Source organism: Corynebacterium stercoris (assembly GCF_024160105.1).
Taxonomy (GTDB): domain Bacteria; phylum Actinomycetota; class Actinomycetes; order Mycobacteriales; family Mycobacteriaceae; genus Corynebacterium; species Corynebacterium stercoris.
In genome coordinates, this window is sequence record NZ_JAMFTQ010000002.1 from 142,800 (window position 1) to 165,382 (window position 22,583).

The following is a 22,583-nucleotide window of genomic DNA, read 5'->3' on the forward strand; positions in this document are numbered from 1 at the left end:
GGTTAGTCGCTCCTCTCCAGCTCAATCAATACGTCGTCGCCCACCGGACGCACCAGCGTCCTCGTGAAGCGGTGCGCCTCGGCCAGTGTGGCGGCGACCGGCCCGCCGAGCACGCCGCGGCCTGCGCCGAGCAGCGCCGGGGCGAGGTACGCCTGCACCATGTCCACCAGCCCGGCACTCAGGAAGCTCTGCGCCAGGCCCGCGCCGCCTTCCAGCAGCACGTCTCGGGCACCCGATTCCCACAGTGCCGCGAGCGCCTCCTCCGGCGTCGCGTACTGCTCGTAGCCCAGGCGATCCAGATTCGTTCCCGTCGGCACTGCCCGCGAGCCGACGACTACCCGCCGCGGCTGGTGCGCGTAGAGGCTGCCGTCGGGGTGCCGGGCGGTCAGGGAAGGATCGTCGGCAAGCGCCGTGCCCGTGCCGACGATGATTGCGTCGCGAGTCGCGCGGTCCTCGTGCACCAGCTCGCGCGACTCGGCGCCGGTTATCCACTGGCTGGTGCCGTCGGCCGCGGCGGTGAAACCGTCGAGCGTAGCTGCGAACTTCCAGGTCACGCACGGCCTGCCGCGGCGCACAGCGTGCAGCCAAGGCTGCAACGCGCCGACGCGGATCGGCATGTGCTGCACCGCCACCCCGTGTTCGCGCAGGAAATCCGCGCCACCGGCGGCCAGCGGGTTCGGGTCAGCGGTGAGGTACACCACCTCGCCCACCCCGGCCTCCACCAACGCGTGCGAGCACGGGCCAGTGCGGCCGGTGTGGTTGCAGGGCTCGAGTGTCACCACCGCGGTCGCGCCCCGGGCGCGCTCCCCCGCTTCCCGCAGCGCCACTGCCTCGGCGTGCGCGCCGCCGGCGGGTTCGGTGGCGCCGGTGGCGATGAGCTCCCCGGAAGCGTCGACAAGCGCGCAGCCCACCGGCGGGTTCGGGGAGGTGCGCCCGCGCACGGACTCCCCCGCCAGGATCGCGGCGCTGGCCGCAGTGGCGAGCACTGCGGCGTCCAAAGGTGCGCTAATCGCCCGCCGCCTCCTTCGCCAGCTCGCGAAGGCGTTCCACGGCCGCGGCCGGGTCATCAGCGCCGAATACGGCCGAGCCCGCGACGAACGCGTCCACGCCCGCCTCAGCTGCCTGCGCAATCGTGGAGTTCGCGATGCCGCCGTCGATGCCGATGATGGTGTCCAGCCCCTCCTCGCGGATCCGGTCGCGCAGCGCCATTACCTTGCCCAGCACCTCGGGCATGAACTTCTGGCCGCCGAAGCCCGGCTCCACGCTCATGACCATCACCTGGTCGAAGTGCTCCAAGTCATCCAGATACGGCTCGATGGGGGTCTTCGGCTTGATGGCGAAACCCGACTGCACGCCCAGGTCGCGGCACTGCTTCGCGGCCGCAACGTGGTCCTCCACCGCCTCGACGTGGAACACCAGGCGGTCGCCGCCCGCGTTGACGTACGTCTCGAACCAGCGCTCCGGCTCCTCGATCATCAGGTGCATGTCCAGGAACTGGTCCGTCACCCCGTTCACGGCCTTGGTCACGTCCGGGCCGAAGGACAGGTTGGGCACGAAGTGGCCGTCCATGATGTCCACGTGGATGAGGTCGGCGTTGGGCACCTTGCGCACGTCGTCGCCGAGCGCGGCGTAATCCGCCGCAAGGATGGAGGGGGCGATGTAGATCATGGTCTCAACCCTAGCTCTCAACCGTCTTGCGGAGTACCGCGAGGAACATCGCATCCGTACCGTGCCGGTGCGGCCACATCTGCACGCTCAGGTCATCGCCGACGTCGCCCATGTCCCCGACGTAGGCGCGCGCGTCCAGCTCCTCGACCCCGCCCAGGGCAAGTTGCTTATCGACGATCGCCCTCGTCTCCCGCACATCCGGAGAGCACGTGGAGTAGACGATCACACCGCCCGGCTTGACGAGACGCACCGCGGAGGCGAGCAGCTCGGACTGCAGCGGGTTCAGCTCTGCAATATCGGCCTCGCTCTTGACCCAGCGGGCCTCGGGGCGGCGTCGTAACGCACCCAGCCCCGAGCACGGCGCGTCGACGAGGACACGGTCGTAGCCCGGTTCGAGCCCGGGGTCGCGGCCGTCGGCGACGTGGACGGTGACCGGCAGATCGCCCACCGCCTTGCGGATGAGCTCGGCGCGGTGCGGGGCGATCTCGATTGCGTCGACGTGCGCGCCGTCGATTGCGGCGAGCGAGCCCATGAGCGCAGCTTTGCCGCCGGGGCCCGCACAAAGGTCCAGCCAGCGGCCGCGGTCGTCCTCGACCGGCACTTCGGCGGCGGCGCGGGCGATGAGCTGGGAACCCTCGTCCTGCACGCCGGCGAGGCCCTCGCGGACCTCCTGCAGCTGGCCCGGATCACCCTCTGCCAGGTAGACCGCGTACGGAGAGTACTTGCCCTCCTCGCCGCCGGTGGTCAGCGCGAGCTCCTCGGCGCTAATCTCGCCCGGGCGCGCCACGAGGTGCACAATGGGGCGCTCCGAGTCAGCGGCGAGTGCGGCGTCGAGTTCCGCCTCTGCGTGCTCTCCCAGTGCCGTCGCGAAGCTGCGCGCAATCCACGCGGGGTGCGCGTGGGAGAACGCGAGGCGCTCCAGCTCACCTGCGGGCGCGACGCGCTCCAGCCACGTTTCCGCCGGGGTGCGTGCGATGGAGCGCAGCACCCCGTTTGCGAAGCCCTTCGCCTGGCCCTGGTTCGCCGCCTCCACCAGGCGCACCGAGGTGTCCACAGCAGCGTGGTCGTCGACGCGGGTGTACAGGAGCTGGTAGGTGCCCAGGCGCAGCGCGGCGAGCACCTCGGGGGCAATGCGCTCCAGCTCGCGGGAAGAATTCTCCGCGATCACGGCGTCGAGCACACCGAGGGTGCGCAGCGTGCCGTACGTGAGCTCGGTGGCGAACGCCGCGTCGCGGCCCTTGATCTTGCGCTCCTTGAGCAGTCCCGGCAGCGTGAGGTTGGCGAACGCCCCGTCGCGCGCGACGCGGAGGATGACCTCGAACGCGGCCTCGCGCGGCGCGTCCCCGATCGATGCCGGGCGGCCCTTCACGCTGTAGCGGTCTCGGCCTGTCGCCCGATCCTGACCTGCGGCCCGGTCCTGGCGCGGCTTGCCCTGTCCCGCCGATTCCTTCTTCGGCTGCTCCCGCCGCCCGGCTGACCGGGACCTGAATCCGCCGCTCATTCGAACCTCATCCCCTCAGTGTCCGTGCCACGCGCCCAATCGGCGGCAGCCATCATCTTCTTGCCCGGCGGCTGGATGCGGCTGAGCACCACGTCGTTCGTCCCGGTGCCCACCCGGACCTCTTTCTTCGTCGCCGCAACCTCGCCCGGCGCGAGTTCGCTCGTTTCGGTCGGAGTCACGCGGTCCACCTTGACGCGGTCGCCGTTCAGCGTGGTCCAGGCGCCCGGCGCGGTGGTGTAGGCGCGGATGGCGCGGTCGACGATCTCTGCCGGCTGGGTCCAGTCGATGCGGGCCTCATCGACGGTTATTTTGGGAGCGTACGTGCCTTCCTCGCGCTGCGGCTGAGGCTCGATGGTGCCCGCTTCGAGCCCGTCCATCGCCTCGACGAGCGTGACGGCGCCAGCGAACGCGAGGCGGGCGAGCAGCTCGTCGGAGGTGTCGTCGGAAACCACCGGCTCAACCAGCACATGCAGGATGTCGCCGGTGTCCAGCCCCTCGTCGATGCGGAAGACGGTGGCGCCGGTCTCGGTGTCGCCGTTGAGGATGGCGCGCTGCACAGGCGCCGCACCGCGCCACTCGGGCAGCAGGGAAAAGTGCAGGTTCACCCAGCCGTGGGTGGGGATATCCAGCATGTCGGCGGGGATGAGGTTGCCGTAGGCCACCACCGGGATGCAATCCGGTGCAAGCTCGCGCAGACGCTCGCGGATCTCGGCGTTGTCCTTCAAGGTCTCCGGGGTGAGCACCTCGATGCCGTGCTGCTCGGCGAGCGCCTTGACTGGCGACGGATGCAGCGTGCGTCCGCGTCCCTTGCGGGCGTCGGGGCGCGTGAGCACGGCGACGACCTCGTGGCGCGACTCAATGAGCTGCTTGAGCGACTCGACGGCGGGTTCCGGGGTGCCCGCGAACACTAGGCGCATGGCGGTCTCCTCCTCTTAGGCGGTGAACCAGTCGGCGGCGCGGATCTGCGCCATGGCTTGCTTCTTTGCCGCTGGCTCCATACGTGACAGGAACAGTACCCCGTCGAGGTGGTCCGACTCGTGCTGGATGCAGCGGGCCAGAAGCCCCGTCGCGCGGATCGCCAGCGGGCGCCCGAACGCGTCCGCCCCGGAGGCGACCAAGGTGTTGTGCCGCGCCACGTCGGCGCGGATGCCCGGGATGGACAGGCAGCCTTCCGGCCCGACCTGCTCGCTTCCGCCGAGTGGCGCCCACACGGGGTTGATGATGGCGCCGCGCATGCCCTGGCAATCGAAGACGAACACGCGCCGCGCAATACCGATCTGGTTGGCCGCCAACCCCACACCTCCTGCGGCATCCATGGTCTCGAGCATGTCGGCGACGAGGCGGCGCAGGCCGTCGTCGAACTCGGTCACGGGCGCGGCGACGGTAGTGAGCACCGGGTCGCCGAAAAGACGCAGGGGACGCACAGTCATAGCACCCAAGCCTAGTGGGGCTTAGCCCACGTCCACCGGGTTGACCTGGATGCGCAGCGGCGAATCCTGCTTGCGCGCGGCACGGCTCACGTTGCCCGCCCGCAGCGCCTTGCCGAGTTGGTCGCGCCCGGCGAGCGGGGCCCGAACTAGCATGCGTTGCGCCGGCCCGAGCTTGGCCACGTCCCACTCTCCCGGCAGGTGGACTCCGGGCGGCAGGTCGACCGGCCCGAGCAACTCCGCGCTCTCCGGAAGGTCCACGTGGGTGAAGAAGTCGTCGAGGGCCGCGCTCGGAGCGTCGACAAGCGCCATGTGCACCGCCGGCGGGAAACCCGCATCCCTGCGCTGCGCAAGCTCGCGTGCGGCGAACCCGGGCGCGTCCCACCGGATCAGGTGCTGCACCACAGGCAGCGCCGGGTCCGCAACGACAACAACTTCCCCGCCGGCGTGCTGCGGGGCCACGAGCGCGGCCGCCCCCAGCCACTTGGTAAACGCGTCTTCCACGGCACGCAGATCCGGGCGCTGCACGAGCGCCCAGGTGTCCAGGAGAATCGCGGCACCGTAAGAGCCGCCGTCGACACGCGGCTCCGCGTTCGGCGTCGCCACCACCAGCGCGGGCGCATTCGGCACCGTGTCGCGCACCTTCTCCCCCCACGACGTGAGCACGCGCTGCTTGGGAAAAGCGCGCCCGAGCTCCTCGGCGGTGCGCTCCGTGCCCAGCACCACCGCGCGCACCGCCCGCGAACCGCACGCGGGGCACACGTGTTGCGCGTCCATCCGCCCGCACCAGCGGCAGGTCGGGGCCGCGGCTTCGCTTCCCGACGGCAGCCCCAACGGACCGTTGCACCAGCGGCACCGGGACGGCTCGCGGCACACTCCGCACGCCAGAGCCTGGATGTAGCCCGCCCGCGGCACCTGGAACAGCACGGGCGCACCGTACTCCAGTGCTGCACTCGCTGCTTGGAACGCCACGGACGGCAAACGCGCCTGGCGCGCCCGCGGGTCGCGCTCCAGCTCGAAATCGGAATCACCCGCGGCGCGGATGAGCGGCGCGCGGGTACGCAGCGTTGAGCGCGGTGCCACGAGCGCGTGCATCCAGCCGGTTTCCACCAACAGCTGCGCCTCCGCGGTGCGGCTCACCCCGCCGATGATCAGCGACGCCCGTTCGATAGCGCTGCGCGTCGTCGCCACTTCGCGCGCGTGGAAATACGGCGCGCGGGGATCAACCAGGCTGTCGTCGCCGTCGTGCATCACCACGATGAGCTTGAGATCCACCACCGGCGCGAACGCCGCCGAGCGGGTCCCCACCACCACCCGGCCCTGCCCGTGCAGCACCGACAGGTAGCGGGAATAGCGCGCCTGCGGGCCCTGCGACGCCGTCAGCGTGGTCACCTGCTTCGCAGCCGCATGCGTGCGCAGCGCTTGTTCGCAGCGATCCACATCGCGCTGATCCGGCACCACGATCAGCGCGCCCCCGCCGCCCAGCGCCACCTTCACCGCCAGCGCCGCGATCGCCTCCGCCCAGTCGTCCCCAGGCGCGACCTGCCACGCCGCGCGCGCCAGCTTGCCCCGCAGCACCGCGTCGACGAATGATTCGCCGTACTCGTACGCGCTCCACGCGGACAGATCCGGCTCCTGCGCCTCGCCGAGCTCGTCCCAGCTCGTGGTGGTGTCCGTTTCCTCCGCCTTGGCGTGGCGCGCCGGGATGGCCGCACGGTAGAGATCCGGCCGGGTGCCGGCGTAGCGGTTAGCAAGTGCGTCGATAAGCAGGCGAAGCCGCTCCGGGGCGACCACCTCGGCGGAGATCACGCGCTCGATGAAGCGGAGTTTGCCCTGGTGAGAGCTTGTCGTGGCGCGCTCCAGCACAATCGCGTCCACGAGCCGGCCCGCGAAGCGGATGCGCACCCGCACCCCCGGCTGCGCAGCGTCCGATTCCTCCTCCGTGACCAGGTAGTCGAAGACCCGGTCCAGGTGTGGCGGACCCAAAAGCGGCAGCACCCTGACGATGGGGAGCTCGGCAGCCTGGGCGGTGGACATGGTTTGGCAGTGTAGCGCCCGCCGCCGTGCCAGTTCCCGGCAAAGCCGCGCCAGATCCCGGCGAAGCCTTGACGCAGCCCGTGCGAGGCTGCTAGAAGTTGGTTTGAGCTTCGAAAGGACACCCCCATGCGCCTATGCAACGTGAATCTGCAGCACAAGCAGCTGCAGCAATTTTGCATGCGCGCGTCCGGGTGCCCGCTCGCCGGCAACCCATAAGCCGGCACACACTTCGGACGCCTCACACCCCAGAAGGTGGAGGCGTTTTCTTATGTCTCCGCCGCAACAACCAGACACAAAGGAGACTCCCATGCACCCCGACCGGCGCAGCGGCAAGGCCCAGAAGAAGGCCGCCGCGCGCACCCGCGCCGCACTCATCGCCATCGCCGACCACACCCCGAAGGTGATCAACTTCGCCTCCGAGGTGGACGACAACACCCTCGAACAGGCCAAGGCCACCGCCTCAATGCCGTTCGTGCACCCGCACGTGGCCCTCATGCCGGATGCGCACTTCGGCATGGGCTCCTCCGTCGGCACCGTCTTCGGCACCCTGGGCGCCGTCATCCCCGCCGCCGTCGGCGTCGACATCGGCTGCGGCATGATCGGCGCACGCACCCAGTTCACCGCCGCCGATCTCGAGGGCAAGGACCTGGCGCAGCTGCGAGACGCCATCGAGGCCGCCATCCCGCTCTCCCCCGGCAACTACAACGACTGGCACATCGAAGGTTCCGCAGAGGACCGCTGCCGGGAGCTTGCAGCGCTTGCCGACGAAACGTCCGTGGACCTCTCCCACTCCAAGAACTGGCGCCAGCAGCTGGGCACCTTGGGCGGCGGCAACCACTTCATCGAGCTCTGCCTCGACGAAGAGGAGCGGGTGTGGATGTTCCTCCACTCCGGCTCGCGCGGCGTGGGCAACCGGATTGCGCAGAAGCACATCAACGCAGCGCAGGAGTACATGGTGCGCAACTGGATCGCGGTGCCGGACCCGGACCTGGCCTACCTCGTCGAGGGCACCGCGGAGTTCGACTGCTACATCCGCGAGCTCGCCTGGGCGCAGCGCTTCGCCTACCTCAACCGCGAGGAGATGCTGGACCGCTTCACCGCTTGCCTCGCAACCTTCCTGGATGCGGAAGTGGAGATTGTGGAACGGGTGAACTGCCACCACAACTACACCGTGCAGGAAAAGCACTACGGCAAGGATGTGTGGCTGACCCGCAAGGGCGCGGTGCGCGCAGAGAAGGGCCAGCTCGCCCTCATCCCGGGCTCCATGGGCACCGCCTCCTACGTCGTCGAGGGCAAGGCGTACGCCCCCGCGCTGCGTTCCGCGCCGCACGGTGCTGGCCGACGCTTCTCCCGCACCGAGGCGCGCAAACGCTTCACTGCGGAGGATTTGGATGCGCGCATGGCCGGCATCGTCTACCGCCCGGGCGACGCCTGGGTCGACGAGATTCCGGACGCCTACAAGGAGATTGACCAGGTCATCGCCGATAGCGCCGACCTGATCTCCGTCAAGCACCGGCTGCGCCAGGTCCTCAACGTCAAGGGCACGTAGCCGCGCACTAGCACGGCGGGCGCGGGCGTGCGGTGGTGCGGTGGGCGCGGGGATGCGGGCGCGAGATTGCTGGTGGCTGCGCCATAAGCCAGTGCGGTGCCCCACCGGTCGCGGGGCCACGTTCCCTCCGCCGCGCGGAAGTTTCTCAACCCGAGGTCGACAGTTGTCCGCCGCGCGGAAGTCTCTCATGTCCAGGTTCAGGATTGTCCGCCGCGCAGAACAACCTCAACACGAGGTCGATAGTTGTCCGCCGCGCGGAAGTCTCTCACGCTCTGGTTCAGGGTTGTCCGCCGCGCGGAACACCCTCAACCCAAAGTCGATAGTTGTCCGCCGTGCGGAGTACCCTCACGCCCAGGTTCAGGGTTGTCCGCCGCGCGGAACACCCTCAACCCAAAGTCGATAGTTGTCCGCCGCGCGGGAGTCTCTCACGCTCTGGTTCAGGGTTGTCCGCCGCACGGAAGTCTCTCATGTCCAGGTTCAGGGTTTTCCGCCGCGCGGAACAACCTCAACCCAAAGCCGACAGTGATCCGCCTCACGGAGGAAGGCGTAAGCGACACACCCCACGGCCTCGGCGTAGCAAACACCGCGCGCACCAGGCACCCGCGCGCCGAAGCTGGCATACGTGGGCCGCGAGGAGCATACTGCTTGCGTTACACCATTTCCCCCCAACGCTGGAACGGAGTCCGTCCGGTAATGAACCGTGTCGCCAAAGCCGCAGCCGCCGCACTGTGCTCCCTCGCCCTTATCGCCCCGGTGGTGCAGCCGTCGCCGGCCGCGGGGCTCACCCGGGTGGAGCAATTCTCCAGCACGAGTTCCGACGCCGCCCACAACGCCTGGTGGCAGGGCTTCAACCTCCTGCCTCCCCAGGTACGCGGTGCGATCCCCCGCGAGCTGCGTCCAGCGGATCCAGCCCCGCAGCCCGCTCCGCCGCCAGCGCCTGAAGCTCCCCAGGGCCACCCGGAGCCCACCCCGGACACGTGTGACAACTGCGTGGCCATCACGTTCGACGACGGCCCCGTCGGCGACACCGACCGCCTCTTGGACATGCTCAAGGAAAAGGACGCCAAGGCCACGTTCTTTGTCGTCGGCAGCAATGCGAAGGCCAACCCCAAGATCATGCAGCGCATGCGCGACGAGGGCCACACCATTGCCAACCACACCTATAATCACCCGCGCTTGCCTAAGCTTTCCGACGGCGCAATCGGCAAGCAGCTCGACGATACGAACGCGGCGATCGCCGAAACCACCGGCGTCACCCCGCGCTGGATGCGCCCGCCCTACGGTATGTACGACAACCGGGTGGTTGCTGCTTCCGGCGACCGCGGCCTCGCCGTCGCGCTGTGGGACGTGGACACCTCCGACTGGAAGCACCGCGACACGGCCAAGACTTGCAAGCTCGCGGTTGAGGGTGCCAAGCCCGGCTCGGTGATTCTCATGCACGACATTCACCGCCCCACCGTCGACGCGGTGCCGTGCGTCATCGACGGCCTCCGTGAGAAGGGGCTACGCCCGGTCAGCATGGACCGCCTCATCTCCAACCCCGCCGCGGGCACCGTCTACACCCGCCGCTAACTGCTAGGTTGGCGCCATGACTGAAACGCAGTCCGCGAAGCGCACGGAGCACGACGCGCAGGAGCAGCTTGAACGCACAGGGTGGCGCAAGGCCACCCCGTATGTCATGCTCGCGGCCTACATTGCGGGGCCGTGGCTCCTCATCCCCGCCTTCGGCGGCGGCGATTCAGCGGTGGTCCCCATCATCGTCTTCATCTTCGGCGTCGCCGCACTCACCGGGCTTGTCGACGGCATCTTCTACCGCGCCACTTGGTCGTTGCCCATCCTCGCCGGCGTCGGCTTCTGGATCGCCAAAGCGCTCTACTTCAATGACGGCACGCTCATTTACGCACTCGGTTGCGTGCTGGCAGCGTGGTTGGGGTCCTTCGTCGGCACGCACCTGCGCAGGAGCTAGCGCATGGAAGTCTGGCAGCTCGACCACCCCACGTACGGCCTGATCGAAGTCCGGCAAGGCTTCGACGCGGAGTTTCGCGAGCTTTACGACGATTGGCCAGGCGACACCACCGAGAACGGCGTGTGGCTGCCCGCCGATGCTCCCATTTGGGCGCGGGCGCGCACTTGGATAAAGAACCCGCCGCGCCGGCTGGAGATTAGCGTCGACGGCGAGATGCAGCACCGGTACGAATCCCTCGAAAGCGCCCGTGTCCCGCTGTTCGGTCAGGGTAAGCCCGAGCTCACCGTCATGACGGGACTCGGCACCGACCGCGCGAAACCGCACTTGAAGATCACCATGAGCCCGTTCAAGGAGCTGTTACAGATTGAGTTCCGCGAGGGGCCGACGATTGTCGAATTCGAGCCACCGGCCGGCTCGCGCGGCGAGCGACGCCACGAAATGATGCAATCCAGCACGTTCCGACGCACAGCGATCCCGATGGCCGAGGGGCTGAGCAAAGGCGGGTTCGCGCTGCTGGCGCTGCTGCTCGCCCCTGTCTTCGCGAGGGTCATTGCGTGGATTGCTGGGCTACTCCCAGATTGGGAGCTGCCGGAGATCCACCCGCCGCAGGTGGAGCTGCCTGTCCCCGAGCTTCCCCAGGTCGAGTTACCGTTGCCGAACTGGTCGTTCCCCGACATCGACCTGCCCGAGATGCCCGCCTGGGTGCAGTGGCTGGCCGAGTACGCCGAGATCTGGCTGCCTGTTGTGATGGGCATCGCCGTCGGTATCATCGCGCTGCGCAACCACCGCAAATCGGAGCAGCAGAAAGCCCAGTGGAAATCGCAGGAGCCGGCGCACGAGGAGCCGGCGCAGGAGGCGCCGCCCCGGGAGGAGACTTAAACTCCCGCCGCCGCCTTCAGGTCGTCGACCTTGTTGAGCTGCTCCCACGGGAACTCAACGTCCGTGCGCCCGAAGTGGCCGTACGCAGCCGTCTTCGCATAGATCGGGCGGCGCAGGTCCAGTTCGCGGATGATTGCGTCCGGGCGCAGGTCGAAGACCTTCTCCACGGCCTGCTGGATGGACTCGTTCGTCTGTCCCTCGGCTGCGGTGCCGAAGGTCTCCACGTACAGGCCGACCGGGTTCGCACGGCCGATGGCGTACGCCACCTGCACCTCCACGCGTTCCGCCAGGCCGGCAGCCACAATGTTTTTTGCCACCCAGCGCATCGCGTACGCCGCGGAGCGGTCCACCTTCGACGGGTCCTTACCGGAGAACGCGCCGCCGCCGTGGCGAGCCATGCCGCCGTAAGTGTCCACGATGATCTTGCGGCCCGTCAGCCCGGCGTCGCCCATCGGCCCGCCGACCACGAAGGAGCCGGACGGGTTCACCAGCAGCTTCGTGTCCTCGTTGTAGAAGCGCTCCAGGCCAGCATCGCGGATCACGTACTCCAGCACCTCGGTGCGCAGTGCATTCTCCAGCGGCGCGCCGGTGAAGTCCGGGTCGTGCTGGGTCGAAATCACCACGGTGTCAAGGTGCACCGGGGTCTCGCCGTCGTACGCAAAGGTGACCTGGGTCTTACCGTCCGGGCGCAGGCCTTCGACGATGCCCTCGTGGCGCACCTGCGCAAGGCGGCGCGACAAGCGGTGCGCCGTGGAAATGGGCAGCGGCATGAACTCCGGCGTCTCATTCGTGGCGTAACCGAACATCAAGCCCTGGTCGCCGGCACCGGACTGCTCAACGTCCTCTACCAGCGTGTTCTCGCGCGCCTCCTGCGAGGTGCTCACACCCTGGGAGATTTCCTCCGACTGGTCGCCGATAGCCACGTTCACGCCGCAGGTGGTGCCGTCGAAGCCCACCTCGGAAGACGTGAACCCGATCTCGACGAGCTTGTCGCGCACGATCTTGGCGATGCTCGAGTACGCCTCAGTGCGCACCTCACCCACCACGTGCACCTGGCCGGTGGTCACCAGCGTCTCCACCGCGACGCGCGATGCCGGGTCCTGGGCGAGCATGTCGTCGAGGATCGAGTCGGAGATCGCGTCGCAGATCTTATCGGGGTGGCCCTCGGTCACGGACTCGCTGGTGAAGAGCCGGTAGAACGAGCCGGACGAGGTGTCGGCGACGGGCGTTACGGACAAAGCTGCCTCCCATTGTCAGAGTTTCGGCGATTGAATGCCCCCACAATAGACCAAGCTGTCTGAAAGTAGCAACGAGGATGCCGCTACCAACCCGCGAACGCCTCCACAGCGTCGAGGATCCGGGCGGCAACGACCTGCTTGGAGCCGTCCTCCACCTCGAAGGTGGAGCCGTCCGCGCCGAGAATCCAACCCTGGTTCCGCGTCTCACCGAATACCTTGCCCCCAGCCACCGAATTCACCATTAACAGGTCGGCGCCCTTGCGCTCCAACTTCGCCCGCCCATACTCCAACGGGTTATCGGTCTCTGCTGCAAATCCGACAATCACCGCCTGCGTCTCCCCCGCTTTCCGCTTTTCGACGATCCCCTTCAGAATGTCCGGGTTCTCCACCAACTGCAGTGTCGAGAGGTCGTCGTCGGCAATGCCCTTCTTCAGCTTCGAATCGGCTTCGCGCTCCGGGCGGTAGTCGGCGACCGCCGCGGCCATGATGATCACGTCCGCGTCCCTGGCCCGCTCGTTCACAGCAGCCTGCATCTCACGCGCTGAGCGCACCCGCACAATCTCGGCCCCCGCGGGCGTAGGCAGCTCGTCGACCGCGCCCGCAACAATGGTCACCTGCGCCCCCCGCTGCGCCGCCACCTCGGCCAGCGCGTAGCCCTGGCGACCGGAAGAACGGTTGCCGATGTAGCGCACCGGGTCAATATTCTCCTGCGTCCCTCCGGCGCTAATCAGCACACGCTTGCCCTCCAGTCCACGCCCCATGCTGCCAGTCGCAGCCACTGTGCGCGTCAGCTCCGCGATCTGGCCCGCCTCCAGCATCCGGCCCGGCCCGGTGTCCTTTCCCGTCAAGCGCCCGTGCGCCGGCTCCAAGACGGTCACGCCCCGCGAGCGCAGCGTTGCGACGTTCGCCTGCGTCGCCGGATTGTTCCACATTTCTGTGTGCATCGCCGGTGCCAGCACCACGGGGCAGGTGGCCACGAGCACGGTGGCGGTCAAGAGATCGTCGGCGCGACCGGCCGCGATGCGGGCGATGACATCCGCTGTCGCTGGCGCAATCACCACAAGGTCCGCCTCCTGGCCCACCCGCACGTGCTGTACCTCGTCCACACGTGTGAACACCCCCGTATCCACCGGGTGGCCCGAGAGCGCTTCAAAGGTGGCCGCACCAACGAATTCCAGAGCGTTCGGGGTCGGCACCACCCGCACGCTGCACCCGGCTTCCGTGAACTCCCGCACCAGGTGGCAGGCCTTGTAAGCGGCGATGCCGCCCGCCACACCGACAACGACGTTGTGGATCTCAGTCATAGCGCCCAAGTCTAACAACGCAAAAACCGCGCACCCCGCTGGAAAGCGGCAGGTGCGCGGTGGGTGCGAAAAGCCTAGTGGCCTTCCTCGTGCTCCAAGAGACCCGCCTGGATCTCACGCAGCGCGATGGAAAGGGGCTTCTCGCCCGGCTCCGGGTTCACCAGCGGTCCGATGAACTCGAAGACACCCTCATCGTTGTTCTGGTAGAAGCTGTTGATCTGGCGAGCACGCTTGGCCGCGAAGATGACCAGGGCGTACTTCGACGAGACCTTGGTCAGCAGCTCGTCGATCGGGGGCGCGGTAATGCCCTCCGGCTCGTCGTAGACGCGCTCCTGCGCTGCCTCGGCCGCATCCGCGGTGGTCTGCGACAGATCGTCGGTAACGTTGCTCACTTATTCCTACTCGCTAACTAGTTGTAACGCTCGTTGTCGTTGTCCTGCGCAACCACGGTCAAAATCTCCGCGATCGCCGCCACGGCACGGTTCACATCGTCGTTCACCACGACGCTGTCGAACTCTTCCTGCGCACCCAGCTCCTCCCGGGCCGTCTGCAGCCTGCGCTGGATCACTTCTTCGGTCTCGGTACCTCGCCCAGTCAGGCGCTCCACCAGCACCTCCCACGACGGGGGCGCGAGAAAGACCGTGGCCGCCTCCGGCATGAGGCGCTTAATGTTGCGCGCGCCGACCAAATCCACCTCGACCAGCACAGGGCGCCCAGCGGCGAGCGCCTCGTTGATCGGCCCAGCGGGAGTTCCCGAGCGCTGGAGGCCGCCGTGGATGTCGGCCCACTCGAGCATTTCGCCCGCGTCAATACGCTCCTGGAACGCATCCGGGGAGACGAAGAAGTAGTCCCGTCCGTCTACCTCGCCGGGGCGCGGGGCCCGAGTGGTCATGGACACGGAGAAGTACAGGTCAGGCACGTCGCTGCGCAGGCGCTGCACCACCGTTGATTTCCCAACCGCCGAAGGCCCAGCTAGTACAACCAGCCTTCCACGGGACGTGTCCTGTGCCACCGTTTAGTCCTCGCTGAAGCCGAAGCGCTCCAGCAGAGCGCGGCGCTGACGGTCGCCGAGGCCGCGCAGACGGCGGGTCTGAGCGATCTCCAGCTCCTCCATGATCTCGCGGGCCTTCACCTTGCCCACCTTGGGCATAGCCTCGAGCAGTGCGGAAACCTTGGTCTTGCCGACGATCTCGTCGGTGTCGGCCTTATCCAGGACATCCTTCAGCGTGGTCTCGCCGCGCTTCAGCGAAGCCTTGAGCTCAGCGCGCTGCTTGCGGGCCTCTGCCGCCTTCTCGAGTGCTGCCTTGCGCTGCTCATCGGTCAACTGTGGAAGTGCCACGGATTCCTCCAAAAAAGTAGTAGTACGGTTCGGTCCTAACAAAGTCTGTGCTCGACCGTCCCCGGGGTCTCGCGACGGCGAATTGCACCGTTGCAAGTTCCCAGCTCCGGCCAAGTGTAGCACTGCGAAAGTGCTGCCGCGCCAACGCGCCTGGCGTTTCGCCACGTCAACGGGTCGACGGGAATAAACTACCAGGGTTTTTGCCCGGCCTTAAATAGGGCCGGGCTAACCACGCTGGCTGGCGAGGTCCCGCGCGTGTTTCCGCAGCTCAGCTGCGTCCGGGCCATGCGCCAGCACGGAACGCGACACACTCGGGAACACGAGCTCCGTGCGCTGACCGCCCAGACGGTCCGCATCTGCGAACGTCGCGCCCTGCGCACCCACGCCCGGCATGAGCACCGCCGCGTTGAGCGCGTCGAGGGCCGGGGGCGTATCAACGGTCGCCCCAACCACCACACCGACATTGCCCACCGCACGGTCGCGGTTCAGCGCCGCGCACTCGTCCACCATGAACTGGGCGACGGTGGGGTTGAGCTCCTCGGTGCCGTCGGCACGCACGCCCGCAAGACGCGCGGACTGGAACGCCTCCGCTTCCGGGTTGGAGTTCGCCGACATGACGAACACGCCCTTACCGTTCGCTTCCGCAACCTCCACCGCGGGCGCAAGCGAGCCGACACCCAGGTACGGGGTCAGCGTGACCGCGTCCGCCTCCAGCGGGGAGCCAGGTGAGAGCCACGCGGCCGCGTAGCCGGCCATGGTGGAGCCGATGTCGCCGCGCTTGGCGTCGGCCAGGCACAGCGTGCCGTTCTCGCGCAGCGCCGCCAGCGTCTCCTCCAGCACGGCGAAGCCCTGCGAGCCGAAACGCTCGAAGAACGCCACCTGGGGCTTGACCAGCGCCACCGCCCCAGCGAACGCCTCCACGCAGGTCAGCGCGAAAGTGCGAACGCCGTCGGCAGTCGCGGGCAGGCCCCACTGCGCGAGCAGCTTGTCGTGCGGATCAATGCCCACGCAGAGCCTGCCGTGCTCGCGGCCAGCGGCGACGAGGCGCTCGCCGAAACCAAGCTGGTCCGCCACTACTGCTCTCCCGCGTGGTCGAGCTCTTGCAGGCTAGTCACGGTGATCTCATTGCCGCGCAGCGCTTCAATGCCCTGCACCGCAGCGGTCACGCCCTGCACCGTCGTCATGATCGGCACACCCGCGGCGACGGCAGCCGCGCGGATGTCGTAGCCGTCGTGGCGGGCGCCCGCGGAACCTGCCGGGGTGTTGAGGATCAGGTCGATCTCGCCGTCGGTGATGCGCTCGACGATGCTCTTGCCGTCAGCGCCCTCGCGGACCTCGGAGGCCTTCAGCACGGTCTCGCACTCGATGCCGTTGCGGCGCAGCATCTGCGCCGTACCCGCGGTCGCGACCACGTTGAAGCCCATCGTGTACAGGCGCTGGATCGGGAAGATCAGAGTGCGCTTGTCGCGGTTCGCCACGGAGACGAACACGGTGCCCTCGGTCGGCAGCTCGCCGAACGCGGCTGCTTCGGCCTTCGCGAAGGCCACGCCGAAGGACGGAGCCAGGCCCATGACCTCGCCGGTGGATTTCATCTCCGGGCCGAGGATGGTGTCGAGCACCTTGCCTTGCGACGTACGGAAGCGGCTGAACGGCAGCACAGCCTCCTTCACGGCGATCGGGTGCTCCAGCGGCAGGGAGCCGCCGTCGTAGTCGCTCGGGATGAGCCCCTCTGCCTTGAGCTCCGCGATCGTCGCCCCCATCATGACGCGGCTCGCGGCCTTGGCCAGGTGCACGCCCGTGGCCTTGGACACGAACGGCACGGTGCGCGACGCACGCGGGTTCGCCTCGATGACGTAGAGGATGTCATCCTTCAGCGCGAACTGGACGTTCATCAGGCCCTTCACGCCGATGCCGTGAGCCAATGCCTCTGCGGAGCGGCGCACCTTGTCGATGTCGTCCGGACCGAGAGTCATCGGCGGCAGGGCGCAGGCCGAGTCGCCGGAGTGGATACCGGCCTCCTCGATGTGTTCCATCACGCCGCCGAGGTAGACCTCCTCGCCGTCGCACAGCACGTCGACGTCGATCTCGATTGCCGAATCGAGGAAGCGGTCAACCAGCACCGGGTGGTCCGGGGAGAGCTCGGTGGCGCGGTCGATGTAATCGTGCAGGCTGGCCTCGTCGTAAACGATCTCCATCCCGCGGCCGCCCAGCACGTACGACGGGCGGACCAGCACCGGGTAGCCGATACCGGCTGCCACCTTGCGGGCCTCCTCGAAGGAGATCGCGGTGCCGTATGCCGGGGCCGGCAGCTCCGCCGCGTCGAGCACCTTGCCGAACTCGCCGCGGTCCTCGGCCATATCAATCGCCTCAGGGGTCGTGCCGACGACGGGCACGCCAGCATCCGCAAGCTGCTGCGCGAGACCGAGCGGCGTCTGGCCGCCGAGCTGAACGATCACACCGGCGACGTTGCCCGTCGCGGCTTCGGCGCGGTAAATCTCCATCACGTCTTCGAACGTGAGCGGCTCGAAGTAGAGTCGGTCGGCCGTGTCGTAATCGGTGGAGACGGTCTCCGGGTTGCAGTTGACCATCACCGTTTCGTAACCGACGCGGGAGAGCTCGAGTGCGGCGTGGACGCAGGAGTAGTCGAACTCGATGCCCTGGCCGATGCGGTTCGGGCCGGACCCCAGGATGATCACTTTGTCCTTGGAACCGTCGCTGGTCAGGCCTTCTTCGCTCTCGGCATCGGGGTCGAGCTCGTAGGCGGAGTACAGGTACGGGGTGGTCGCCTCGACCTCGCCGGCACACGTGTCCACTGTCTTGAAGGTCGGGTGGATGTCCAAAGACCAGCGCAGCGTGCGCACGCCGTCCTCCCCGGCCAGCTCGGGACGAAGGGCCGCGATCTGAGCGTCGGAAAGCCCGTATGCCTTCGCCTCGCGCAGAAGCTCCGCGTCGAGCACGGGGGCGTCGGTGAGCACTTGCCTGAATTCGACGAGTGCCTCCAGCTCCGCGAGGAACCAGGGGTCGATCCCGGAGGCGCGGTAGACCTCGTCGATGCTCGCGCCGAGACGCAGCGCCAGCTCGACATCGTACATGCGCTTATCGGTAGGCACCTTGAGATCTTCGAGTACGGCGGCGACGTCGGCGGCGCGTTCGCCGGCGAAGTACTCGTCCGGCTTCGTCCAGAAGCCGTTGGGCTTGTCTTCCATCGAGCGCATGACCTTGTTCAGGCTCTGGATGTAGTTGCGGCCGATGCCCATGGCCTCGCCGACTGCCTTCATGGAGGTGCCCAGCGTCTCGTCGGAGCCCGGGAACTTCTCGAAGGCGAAGCGCGGCATCTTGGCGATGACGTAATCGAGCGTCGGCTCGCTGAGGGCTGTGAGCGCGCCGCCGGTCATGTCGTTGGCGATCTCGTCGAGGGTGTAGCCGATGGCGAGACGCACGGCGACCTTCGCGATCGGGTAGCCGGTGGCCTTCGACGCCAGCGCCGAGGAGCGGGAGACGCGCGGGTTCATCTCGATGACAATCATGCGGCCGTCGTCGGGGTTAATGGCGAACTGCAGGTTGCAACCACCGGTTCTCACACCCACCTCGCGGATGATCGCCTTGCCCTGCTCGATCATCTTGGCCACTTCGGGCTCGGTCATGGTGAGCACCGGGGCTACGGTGACGGAGTCGCCGGTATGCACACCCATCGCGTCAACGTTCTCGATGGTGGCGATGGTGATGCAGTTATCGTCCTTGTCGCGGACGAGCTCGAGCTCCATCTCCTTCCAGCCGAGGATGGACTCCTCGATCAGCACGTTCGCCTCGGGGCTCGCGGCGAGGCCGTCGCCCGCGATGCGGTGCAGATCGTCCATGTCGTAGGCCAGGCCGGAACCGAGTCCGCCCATGGTGAACGAGGGGCGCACGACGCAGGGGAAACCGAGCTCCGCGACAGTCTCCTCGATCTCCTCCATGGTGTAGCAGACGCGGGAGCGGGCAGACTCGCCGCCGACCTTCTCCACGATGTCCTTGAATTTTTGGCGGTCCTCGCCGCGCTCGATCGCGTCGATGTCCGCGCCGATGAGTTCCACGCCGTGCTTGGCCAGAATGCCCAGGCGGTCCAGCTTGATGGCGGTGTTCAGTGCTGTCTGGCCGCCGAGAGTCGGCAGTATCGCGTCCACCGGGTGGCCCTTCTCGGCCTCGCGGGCGAGGATCTTGTCGATGTAACCGGGCTCGATCGGCTCGACGTAGGTGGCATCAGCGAACTCCGGGTCCGTCATAATCGTCGCCGGGTTGGAGTTGACCAGGGTGACCCGGATGCCCTCCTCTTTGAGCACGCGGCACGCCTGGGTGCCGGAGTAGTCGAACTCGCAGGCCTGGCCGATCACGATCGGGCCGGAGCCGATCACCATGACGTGGTTGAGATCGTCGCGCTTCATTTATTTGGCCTCCTGGATCTGGATGGTGGCCTGCTGGGGGCCGGTCTTGGAAAGGTGGCGGACCAGCTTGCGGGTGTCCACGCCGCGAATGCCGGTCACGCCCTGGTTGCGCAGCTCCTCCTCGAGGGTGCGCTGCGCGCGGAAGTTCGACGGAATGCGCGAAACATCGCGCACGACCACAGCAGCGGGGGTGATGGATCCGTCGCCTGCGCTGTCCTCGCTGTTCCAGCCGACGTTGCCGACCTGGGGAGCGGCGAAGACCAGAATCTCGCCCTTGCGCTCCGGCGAGGTCATCTCGCGCTGGTAGCCGAACATGTCGACGGTGTGGGTGCAGGTTCCTTCGAGGCTCTCGGCCGAGGCACCAGCCTCGGCCGCGCCGAACGCGAAACCTGGGAATCGCGTGCCGTCGGCCAGCACGAGCACGGCCGGGATGCGTGATGTCGTCATAGTCAGTGTCCTTTTCGTGTCTAGTTGCTGGTCGCGTCGTAGGTGACGGCGCCGCGCAGCAGGGTCAGCTCGACGCGGGCGTTGAAGGCCATCTCCTCGTAGGGGGTGTTCGAGGCCTTGGACTTGAGTTCCTTGCCGTGGACCGTCCACGTGGCGTCCGGGTTGACCACGGTGAGGTTCGCTGGCTCGCCCGCAGCAATCGGGCGGCCCTGGTCCTTAAGGCGCAGAATCTCGGCGGGGCGCTCGCTCATCACCTTGGCAACGAAGCGCCAGTCCGCCAGGCCGGATTGCACGAAGACCTGCGCCACCACGGCGAGGGAGGTCTCGAGGCCCAGCATGCCGGGCTTCGCGTGCTCGAACTCCACGCACTTGTCTTCGGAGCCGTGCGGGGCGTGGTCGGTGGCCACCACGTCGATGGTGCCGTCGAGCAGCGCGTCGCGCAGGGCGATTGTGTCGCGGGCCTCGCGCAGCGGCGGGTTCACGCGGTAGTTGCCGTCGTAGGTGTTCAGGCATTCGTCGGTAAGCAGCAGGTGGTGCGGCGTAACCTCCGCCGTGACCTCGATGCCCTGGCCCTTCGCCCAGCGCAGCAGCTCCACCGTGCCCTCGGTGGAGGCGTGGCAGAGGTGGTAGCGCCCACCGTAGTCGCGGGTCATGATGATGTCGCGCGCGACGATGGATTCCTCCGCCACCCGCGGCCACCCCCGCAGGCCAAGCTTCGCCGCCGTCTCGCCCTCGTGGGCGCAGGCGTCCGCCGTCATGCGGTGGTCCTCGGCGTGCTGGGCCAGAATCACGTCGTAGGCCTTCGCGTACTCGATGGCGCGGCGCATTAGCTGCGGGTCGTTCACGCAGCGGCCGTCGTCGGAGAACATGCGCACGTGGCTGCGGGACATCAGCCCGATCTCGGTGAGCTGCTCGCCTGCGAGGCCCTGTGTGATGGAGCCGACCGGGTACACGTCGCACGTGCCGTACGCCTGGCCCTTCTCCCACACAGCCTCCGCCAGGAACGGCTGGTCAATCACCGGCTGCGTGTTCGCCATGGTGAACACGGCGGTGAAGCCGCCCTTCGCGGCGGCGTCGGAGCCGGTGGCGATGGTCTCGGTGTCCTCGCGGCCCGGCTCGCGCAGGTGCACGTGCATGTCCACCAGGCCCGGCAGCAGGATGTTGCCCCCGCAATCGATGGCGTCATCTGCATCGGTGAACGGGGTGCCGGCGATCTCGGCGATCACGCCGTCTGCGGTGTTGATCAGGATGTTGGTCACGTCTTCGCCGTAGGGGCGGACGTTGTTCAGGGCTAGCGTGCTCATGCGCGCGCTCCTTCCTCGCCGCTCGCGAGCAGCGTAAACAGCACGGCCATGCGGGTGTACACGCCGTTTGAGACCTGGCCTAGGACCACCGTGTTGGGGCGGTCCGCCACGTCGAAGTTGATTTCCATGCCGCGCAGCATCGGGCCCGGGTGCATGATCAGCGCGTCGTCGCGCAGGCGGGCTGCGCGGGCGGCGGAGAGGCCGAAGAGGGTGGCGTACTCGCGGTGCGAGGGGAAGAACCCGCCGTGCATGCGCTCTGCTTGGACGCGCAGCATCATCACCACGTCAGGGTCGCTTTCGAGGGCTGCGTCGAAATCAGTAGAAGTCTCGCACGGCCAGTGCTCAACCCCGGTGGGGAGCAGCGTCGGCGGGGCCACGAGGGTGACCGTCGCGCCGAGGGCGGAGAGCAGATCGACGTTCGATCGCGCCACGCGGGAGTGCAGGATGTCGCCGACCAGCAGCACGTGCTTGCCCGCGACGTCGCCGATGTGCTGGCGCATGGTCACCGCATCCAGCAGCGCCTGCGTCGGGTGCTGATGCTGGCCGTCGCCTGCGTTGATGATGCTGGTCTCCGGCAGCCACTGGCGCAGCAGGTGCGGGGCACCGGATGCCGGGTGGCGCATCACAATCGCATCGGCACCAACCGCGGCGAGCGTCGCAGCCGTGTCTTTGAGGCTCTCGCCCTTCTTCACGCTGGAGCTGGAGGCGGCGACGTTGATCACGTCCGCACTCATCCACTTGCCCGCTGTCTCGAAACTGGAGCGCGTGCGGGTGGAGTTCTCGTAGAACAGGGTGAAAATGGTGCGGCCGCGCAGCGTCGGCAGTTTCTTGATCTCGCGGCCGTCCAGCGCCTCGCGGAAACGGTCCGCCTCATCCATCAGGCCCACGATCTCCTCGCGGGTCAAGTCCTGAATGCTGATCAGGTGCTTCATTTACTCCGCCTCCTTGGTCAGCGTGACGCCGTCGCAATCGTCGATAGGCGTGAGGCTCACGGTGACGTCCTCGGTCTTCGCCGTCGGAATGTTTTTGCCCACGTAGTCCGCGCGGATGGGCAGCTCGCGGTGGCCGCGGTCCACCAGCACTGCAAGCTGGATCACGCGCGGGCGGCCGATGTCGCGCAGGCTGTCCAGCGCGGCGCGGATGGTGCGGCCGGAGTACAGGACGTCGTCGACGAGGATCACGGTCGCGCCGTCCACGTCGCCCGGGATGTTCGTGGGCCTCAGTGCGCGGTGCGGCTTGTCGCGCAGGTCATCGCGGTAGAGCGTGACATCCAGGCTGCCGACCGGCACCTTCACGCCCGAAAATTCCTCGATCGCAGCGGCGATGCGCTGCGCCAGCGGCACGCCCCCCGACGGAATGCCCAACAGCATGACCGAATTGGCAGTATCTGTGTCCAGCGCGGTCTTCTCAATAATCTGGTGCGCGATGCGTGCAATAGTGCGCCCGACATCTTGAGCCGTCAAAAGCTCAACCGTCGCGCGGTTATTCTCACTCATCGGACCT

Annotated in this window: 21 protein-coding genes; 4 read left to right on the forward strand and 17 right to left on the reverse strand. The window is 67.7% G+C overall.

From position 1 onward, the window contains the following. Positions 1 to 2: 2 nt before the first annotated feature. From ribD to M5J20_RS02845, 6 genes are read right to left on the reverse strand one after another with little or no spacing between them, the layout of a single operon-like run. Positions 3 to 1,010 carry a bifunctional diaminohydroxyphosphoribosylaminopyrimidine deaminase/5-amino-6-(5-phosphoribosylamino)uracil reductase RibD gene (gene ribD, locus M5J20_RS02820; protein ID WP_437177614.1) on the reverse strand — a complete coding sequence of 336 codons (1,008 nt, stop codon included), beginning with the start codon at positions 1,008 to 1,010 and terminating at the stop codon, positions 3 to 5. Next, positions 1,006 to 1,668: a ribulose-phosphate 3-epimerase gene (gene rpe, locus M5J20_RS02825; protein ID WP_253576127.1), complete on the reverse strand. Its 663-nt coding sequence runs from the start codon at positions 1,666 to 1,668 to the stop codon at positions 1,006 to 1,008. Before rpe ends, ribD begins: the two co-directional genes overlap by 5 nt. 10 nt (positions 1,669 to 1,678) lie before the next feature. Continuing rightward, positions 1,679 to 3,169 (reverse strand): RsmB/NOP family class I SAM-dependent RNA methyltransferase, encoded by a 1,491-nt coding sequence (locus tag M5J20_RS02830; protein WP_253576128.1) that lies wholly within the window; start codon positions 3,167 to 3,169, stop codon positions 1,679 to 1,681. Continuing rightward, entirely contained in the window at positions 3,166 to 4,086 is a 921-nt protein-coding gene (gene fmt / locus M5J20_RS02835) for a methionyl-tRNA formyltransferase (RefSeq protein ID WP_253576129.1), read from the reverse strand. Before fmt ends, M5J20_RS02830 begins: the two co-directional genes overlap by 4 nt. Positions 4,087 to 4,101: 15 nt before the next feature. After that, positions 4,102 to 4,599, reverse strand: coding sequence for a peptide deformylase (gene def / locus M5J20_RS02840; protein WP_253576131.1), 498 nt, complete (start codon positions 4,597 to 4,599; stop codon positions 4,102 to 4,104). A gap of 21 nt (positions 4,600 to 4,620) precedes the next feature. Beyond that, on the reverse strand, positions 4,621 to 6,633 hold the full coding sequence (locus M5J20_RS02845; protein ID WP_253576133.1) for a primosomal protein N': 2,013 nt from the start codon (positions 6,631 to 6,633) through the stop codon (positions 4,621 to 4,623). 307 nt (positions 6,634 to 6,940) lie between these two features. Here M5J20_RS02845 and M5J20_RS02850 point away from each other — a divergent pair, with 307 nt between their 5' ends. The 4 genes from M5J20_RS02850 (at position 6,941) to M5J20_RS02865 (ending at position 11,027) form a co-directional block, all read left to right on the forward strand. Then, positions 6,941 to 8,182 (forward strand): RtcB family protein, encoded by a 1,242-nt coding sequence (locus M5J20_RS02850; RefSeq protein WP_253576135.1) that lies wholly within the window; start codon positions 6,941 to 6,943, stop codon positions 8,180 to 8,182. A gap of 693 nt (positions 8,183 to 8,875) precedes the next feature. Beyond that, positions 8,876 to 9,754 (forward strand): polysaccharide deacetylase family protein, encoded by an 879-nt coding sequence (locus M5J20_RS02855; RefSeq protein WP_253576137.1) that lies wholly within the window; start codon positions 8,876 to 8,878, stop codon positions 9,752 to 9,754. 16 nt (positions 9,755 to 9,770) lie between these two features. Next, positions 9,771 to 10,148: a hypothetical protein gene (locus tag M5J20_RS02860; RefSeq protein ID WP_253576140.1), complete on the forward strand. Its 378-nt coding sequence runs from the start codon at positions 9,771 to 9,773 to the stop codon at positions 10,146 to 10,148. A gap of 3 nt (positions 10,149 to 10,151) precedes the next feature. Then, the gene (locus tag M5J20_RS02865) at positions 10,152 to 11,027 is read left to right on the forward strand and encodes a hypothetical protein (protein ID WP_253576142.1); all 876 of its coding nucleotides are present in this window, start codon (positions 10,152 to 10,154) and stop codon (positions 11,025 to 11,027) included. Here the strand turns inward: M5J20_RS02865 and metK are convergent. The 11 genes from metK to pyrR form a co-directional block, all read right to left on the reverse strand. Next, positions 11,024 to 12,265 carry a methionine adenosyltransferase gene (gene metK, locus M5J20_RS02870; protein WP_253576144.1) on the reverse strand — a complete coding sequence of 414 codons (1,242 nt, stop codon included), beginning with the start codon at positions 12,263 to 12,265 and terminating at the stop codon, positions 11,024 to 11,026. The genes M5J20_RS02865 and metK overlap by 4 nt on opposite strands. Before the next feature lie 83 nt (positions 12,266 to 12,348). Next, positions 12,349 to 13,569 (reverse strand): bifunctional phosphopantothenoylcysteine decarboxylase/phosphopantothenate--cysteine ligase CoaBC, encoded by a 1,221-nt coding sequence (coaBC, locus tag M5J20_RS02875; protein WP_253576146.1) that lies wholly within the window; start codon positions 13,567 to 13,569, stop codon positions 12,349 to 12,351. Between the two features lie 74 nt (positions 13,570 to 13,643). Beyond that, positions 13,644 to 13,940, reverse strand: coding sequence for a DNA-directed RNA polymerase subunit omega (gene rpoZ / locus M5J20_RS02880; protein ID WP_253576348.1), 297 nt, complete (start codon positions 13,938 to 13,940; stop codon positions 13,644 to 13,646). 38 nt (positions 13,941 to 13,978) lie between these two features. Then, the gene (gmk, locus tag M5J20_RS02885; protein ID WP_253576148.1) at positions 13,979 to 14,581 is read right to left on the reverse strand and encodes a guanylate kinase; all 603 of its coding nucleotides are present in this window, start codon (positions 14,579 to 14,581) and stop codon (positions 13,979 to 13,981) included. Positions 14,582 to 14,584: 3 nt separating this feature from the next. Beyond that, positions 14,585 to 14,908, reverse strand: coding sequence for an integration host factor, actinobacterial type (gene mihF / locus M5J20_RS02890; protein ID WP_253576151.1), 324 nt, complete (start codon positions 14,906 to 14,908; stop codon positions 14,585 to 14,587). Positions 14,909 to 15,133: 225 nt separating this feature from the next. Further along, entirely contained in the window at positions 15,134 to 15,982 is an 849-nt protein-coding gene (gene pyrF / locus M5J20_RS02895; protein WP_253576153.1) for an orotidine-5'-phosphate decarboxylase, read from the reverse strand. After that, on the reverse strand, positions 15,982 to 19,329 hold the full coding sequence (gene carB / locus M5J20_RS02900) for a carbamoyl-phosphate synthase large subunit (protein ID WP_253576155.1): 3,348 nt from the start codon (positions 19,327 to 19,329) through the stop codon (positions 15,982 to 15,984). Before carB ends, pyrF begins: the two co-directional genes overlap by 1 nt. Then, positions 19,330 to 19,776 (reverse strand): carbamoyl-phosphate synthase domain-containing protein, encoded by a 447-nt coding sequence (locus M5J20_RS02905; protein ID WP_253576157.1) that lies wholly within the window; start codon positions 19,774 to 19,776, stop codon positions 19,330 to 19,332. It lies immediately after the preceding gene. Positions 19,777 to 19,796: 20 nt separating this feature from the next. After that, entirely contained in the window at positions 19,797 to 21,080 is a 1,284-nt protein-coding gene (locus M5J20_RS02910) for a dihydroorotase (protein WP_253576159.1), read from the reverse strand. Further along, positions 21,077 to 22,012, reverse strand: a complete 936-nt coding sequence (locus M5J20_RS02915; protein ID WP_253576161.1) for an aspartate carbamoyltransferase catalytic subunit — start codon at positions 22,010 to 22,012, stop codon at positions 21,077 to 21,079. The genes M5J20_RS02910 and M5J20_RS02915 overlap by 4 nt, the downstream gene beginning before the upstream one ends. Beyond that, positions 22,013 to 22,576, reverse strand: coding sequence for a bifunctional pyr operon transcriptional regulator/uracil phosphoribosyltransferase PyrR (gene pyrR, locus M5J20_RS02920; protein ID WP_253576162.1), 564 nt, complete (start codon positions 22,574 to 22,576; stop codon positions 22,013 to 22,015). It abuts the gene before it with no gap. Positions 22,577 to 22,583 lie beyond the last annotated feature (7 nt).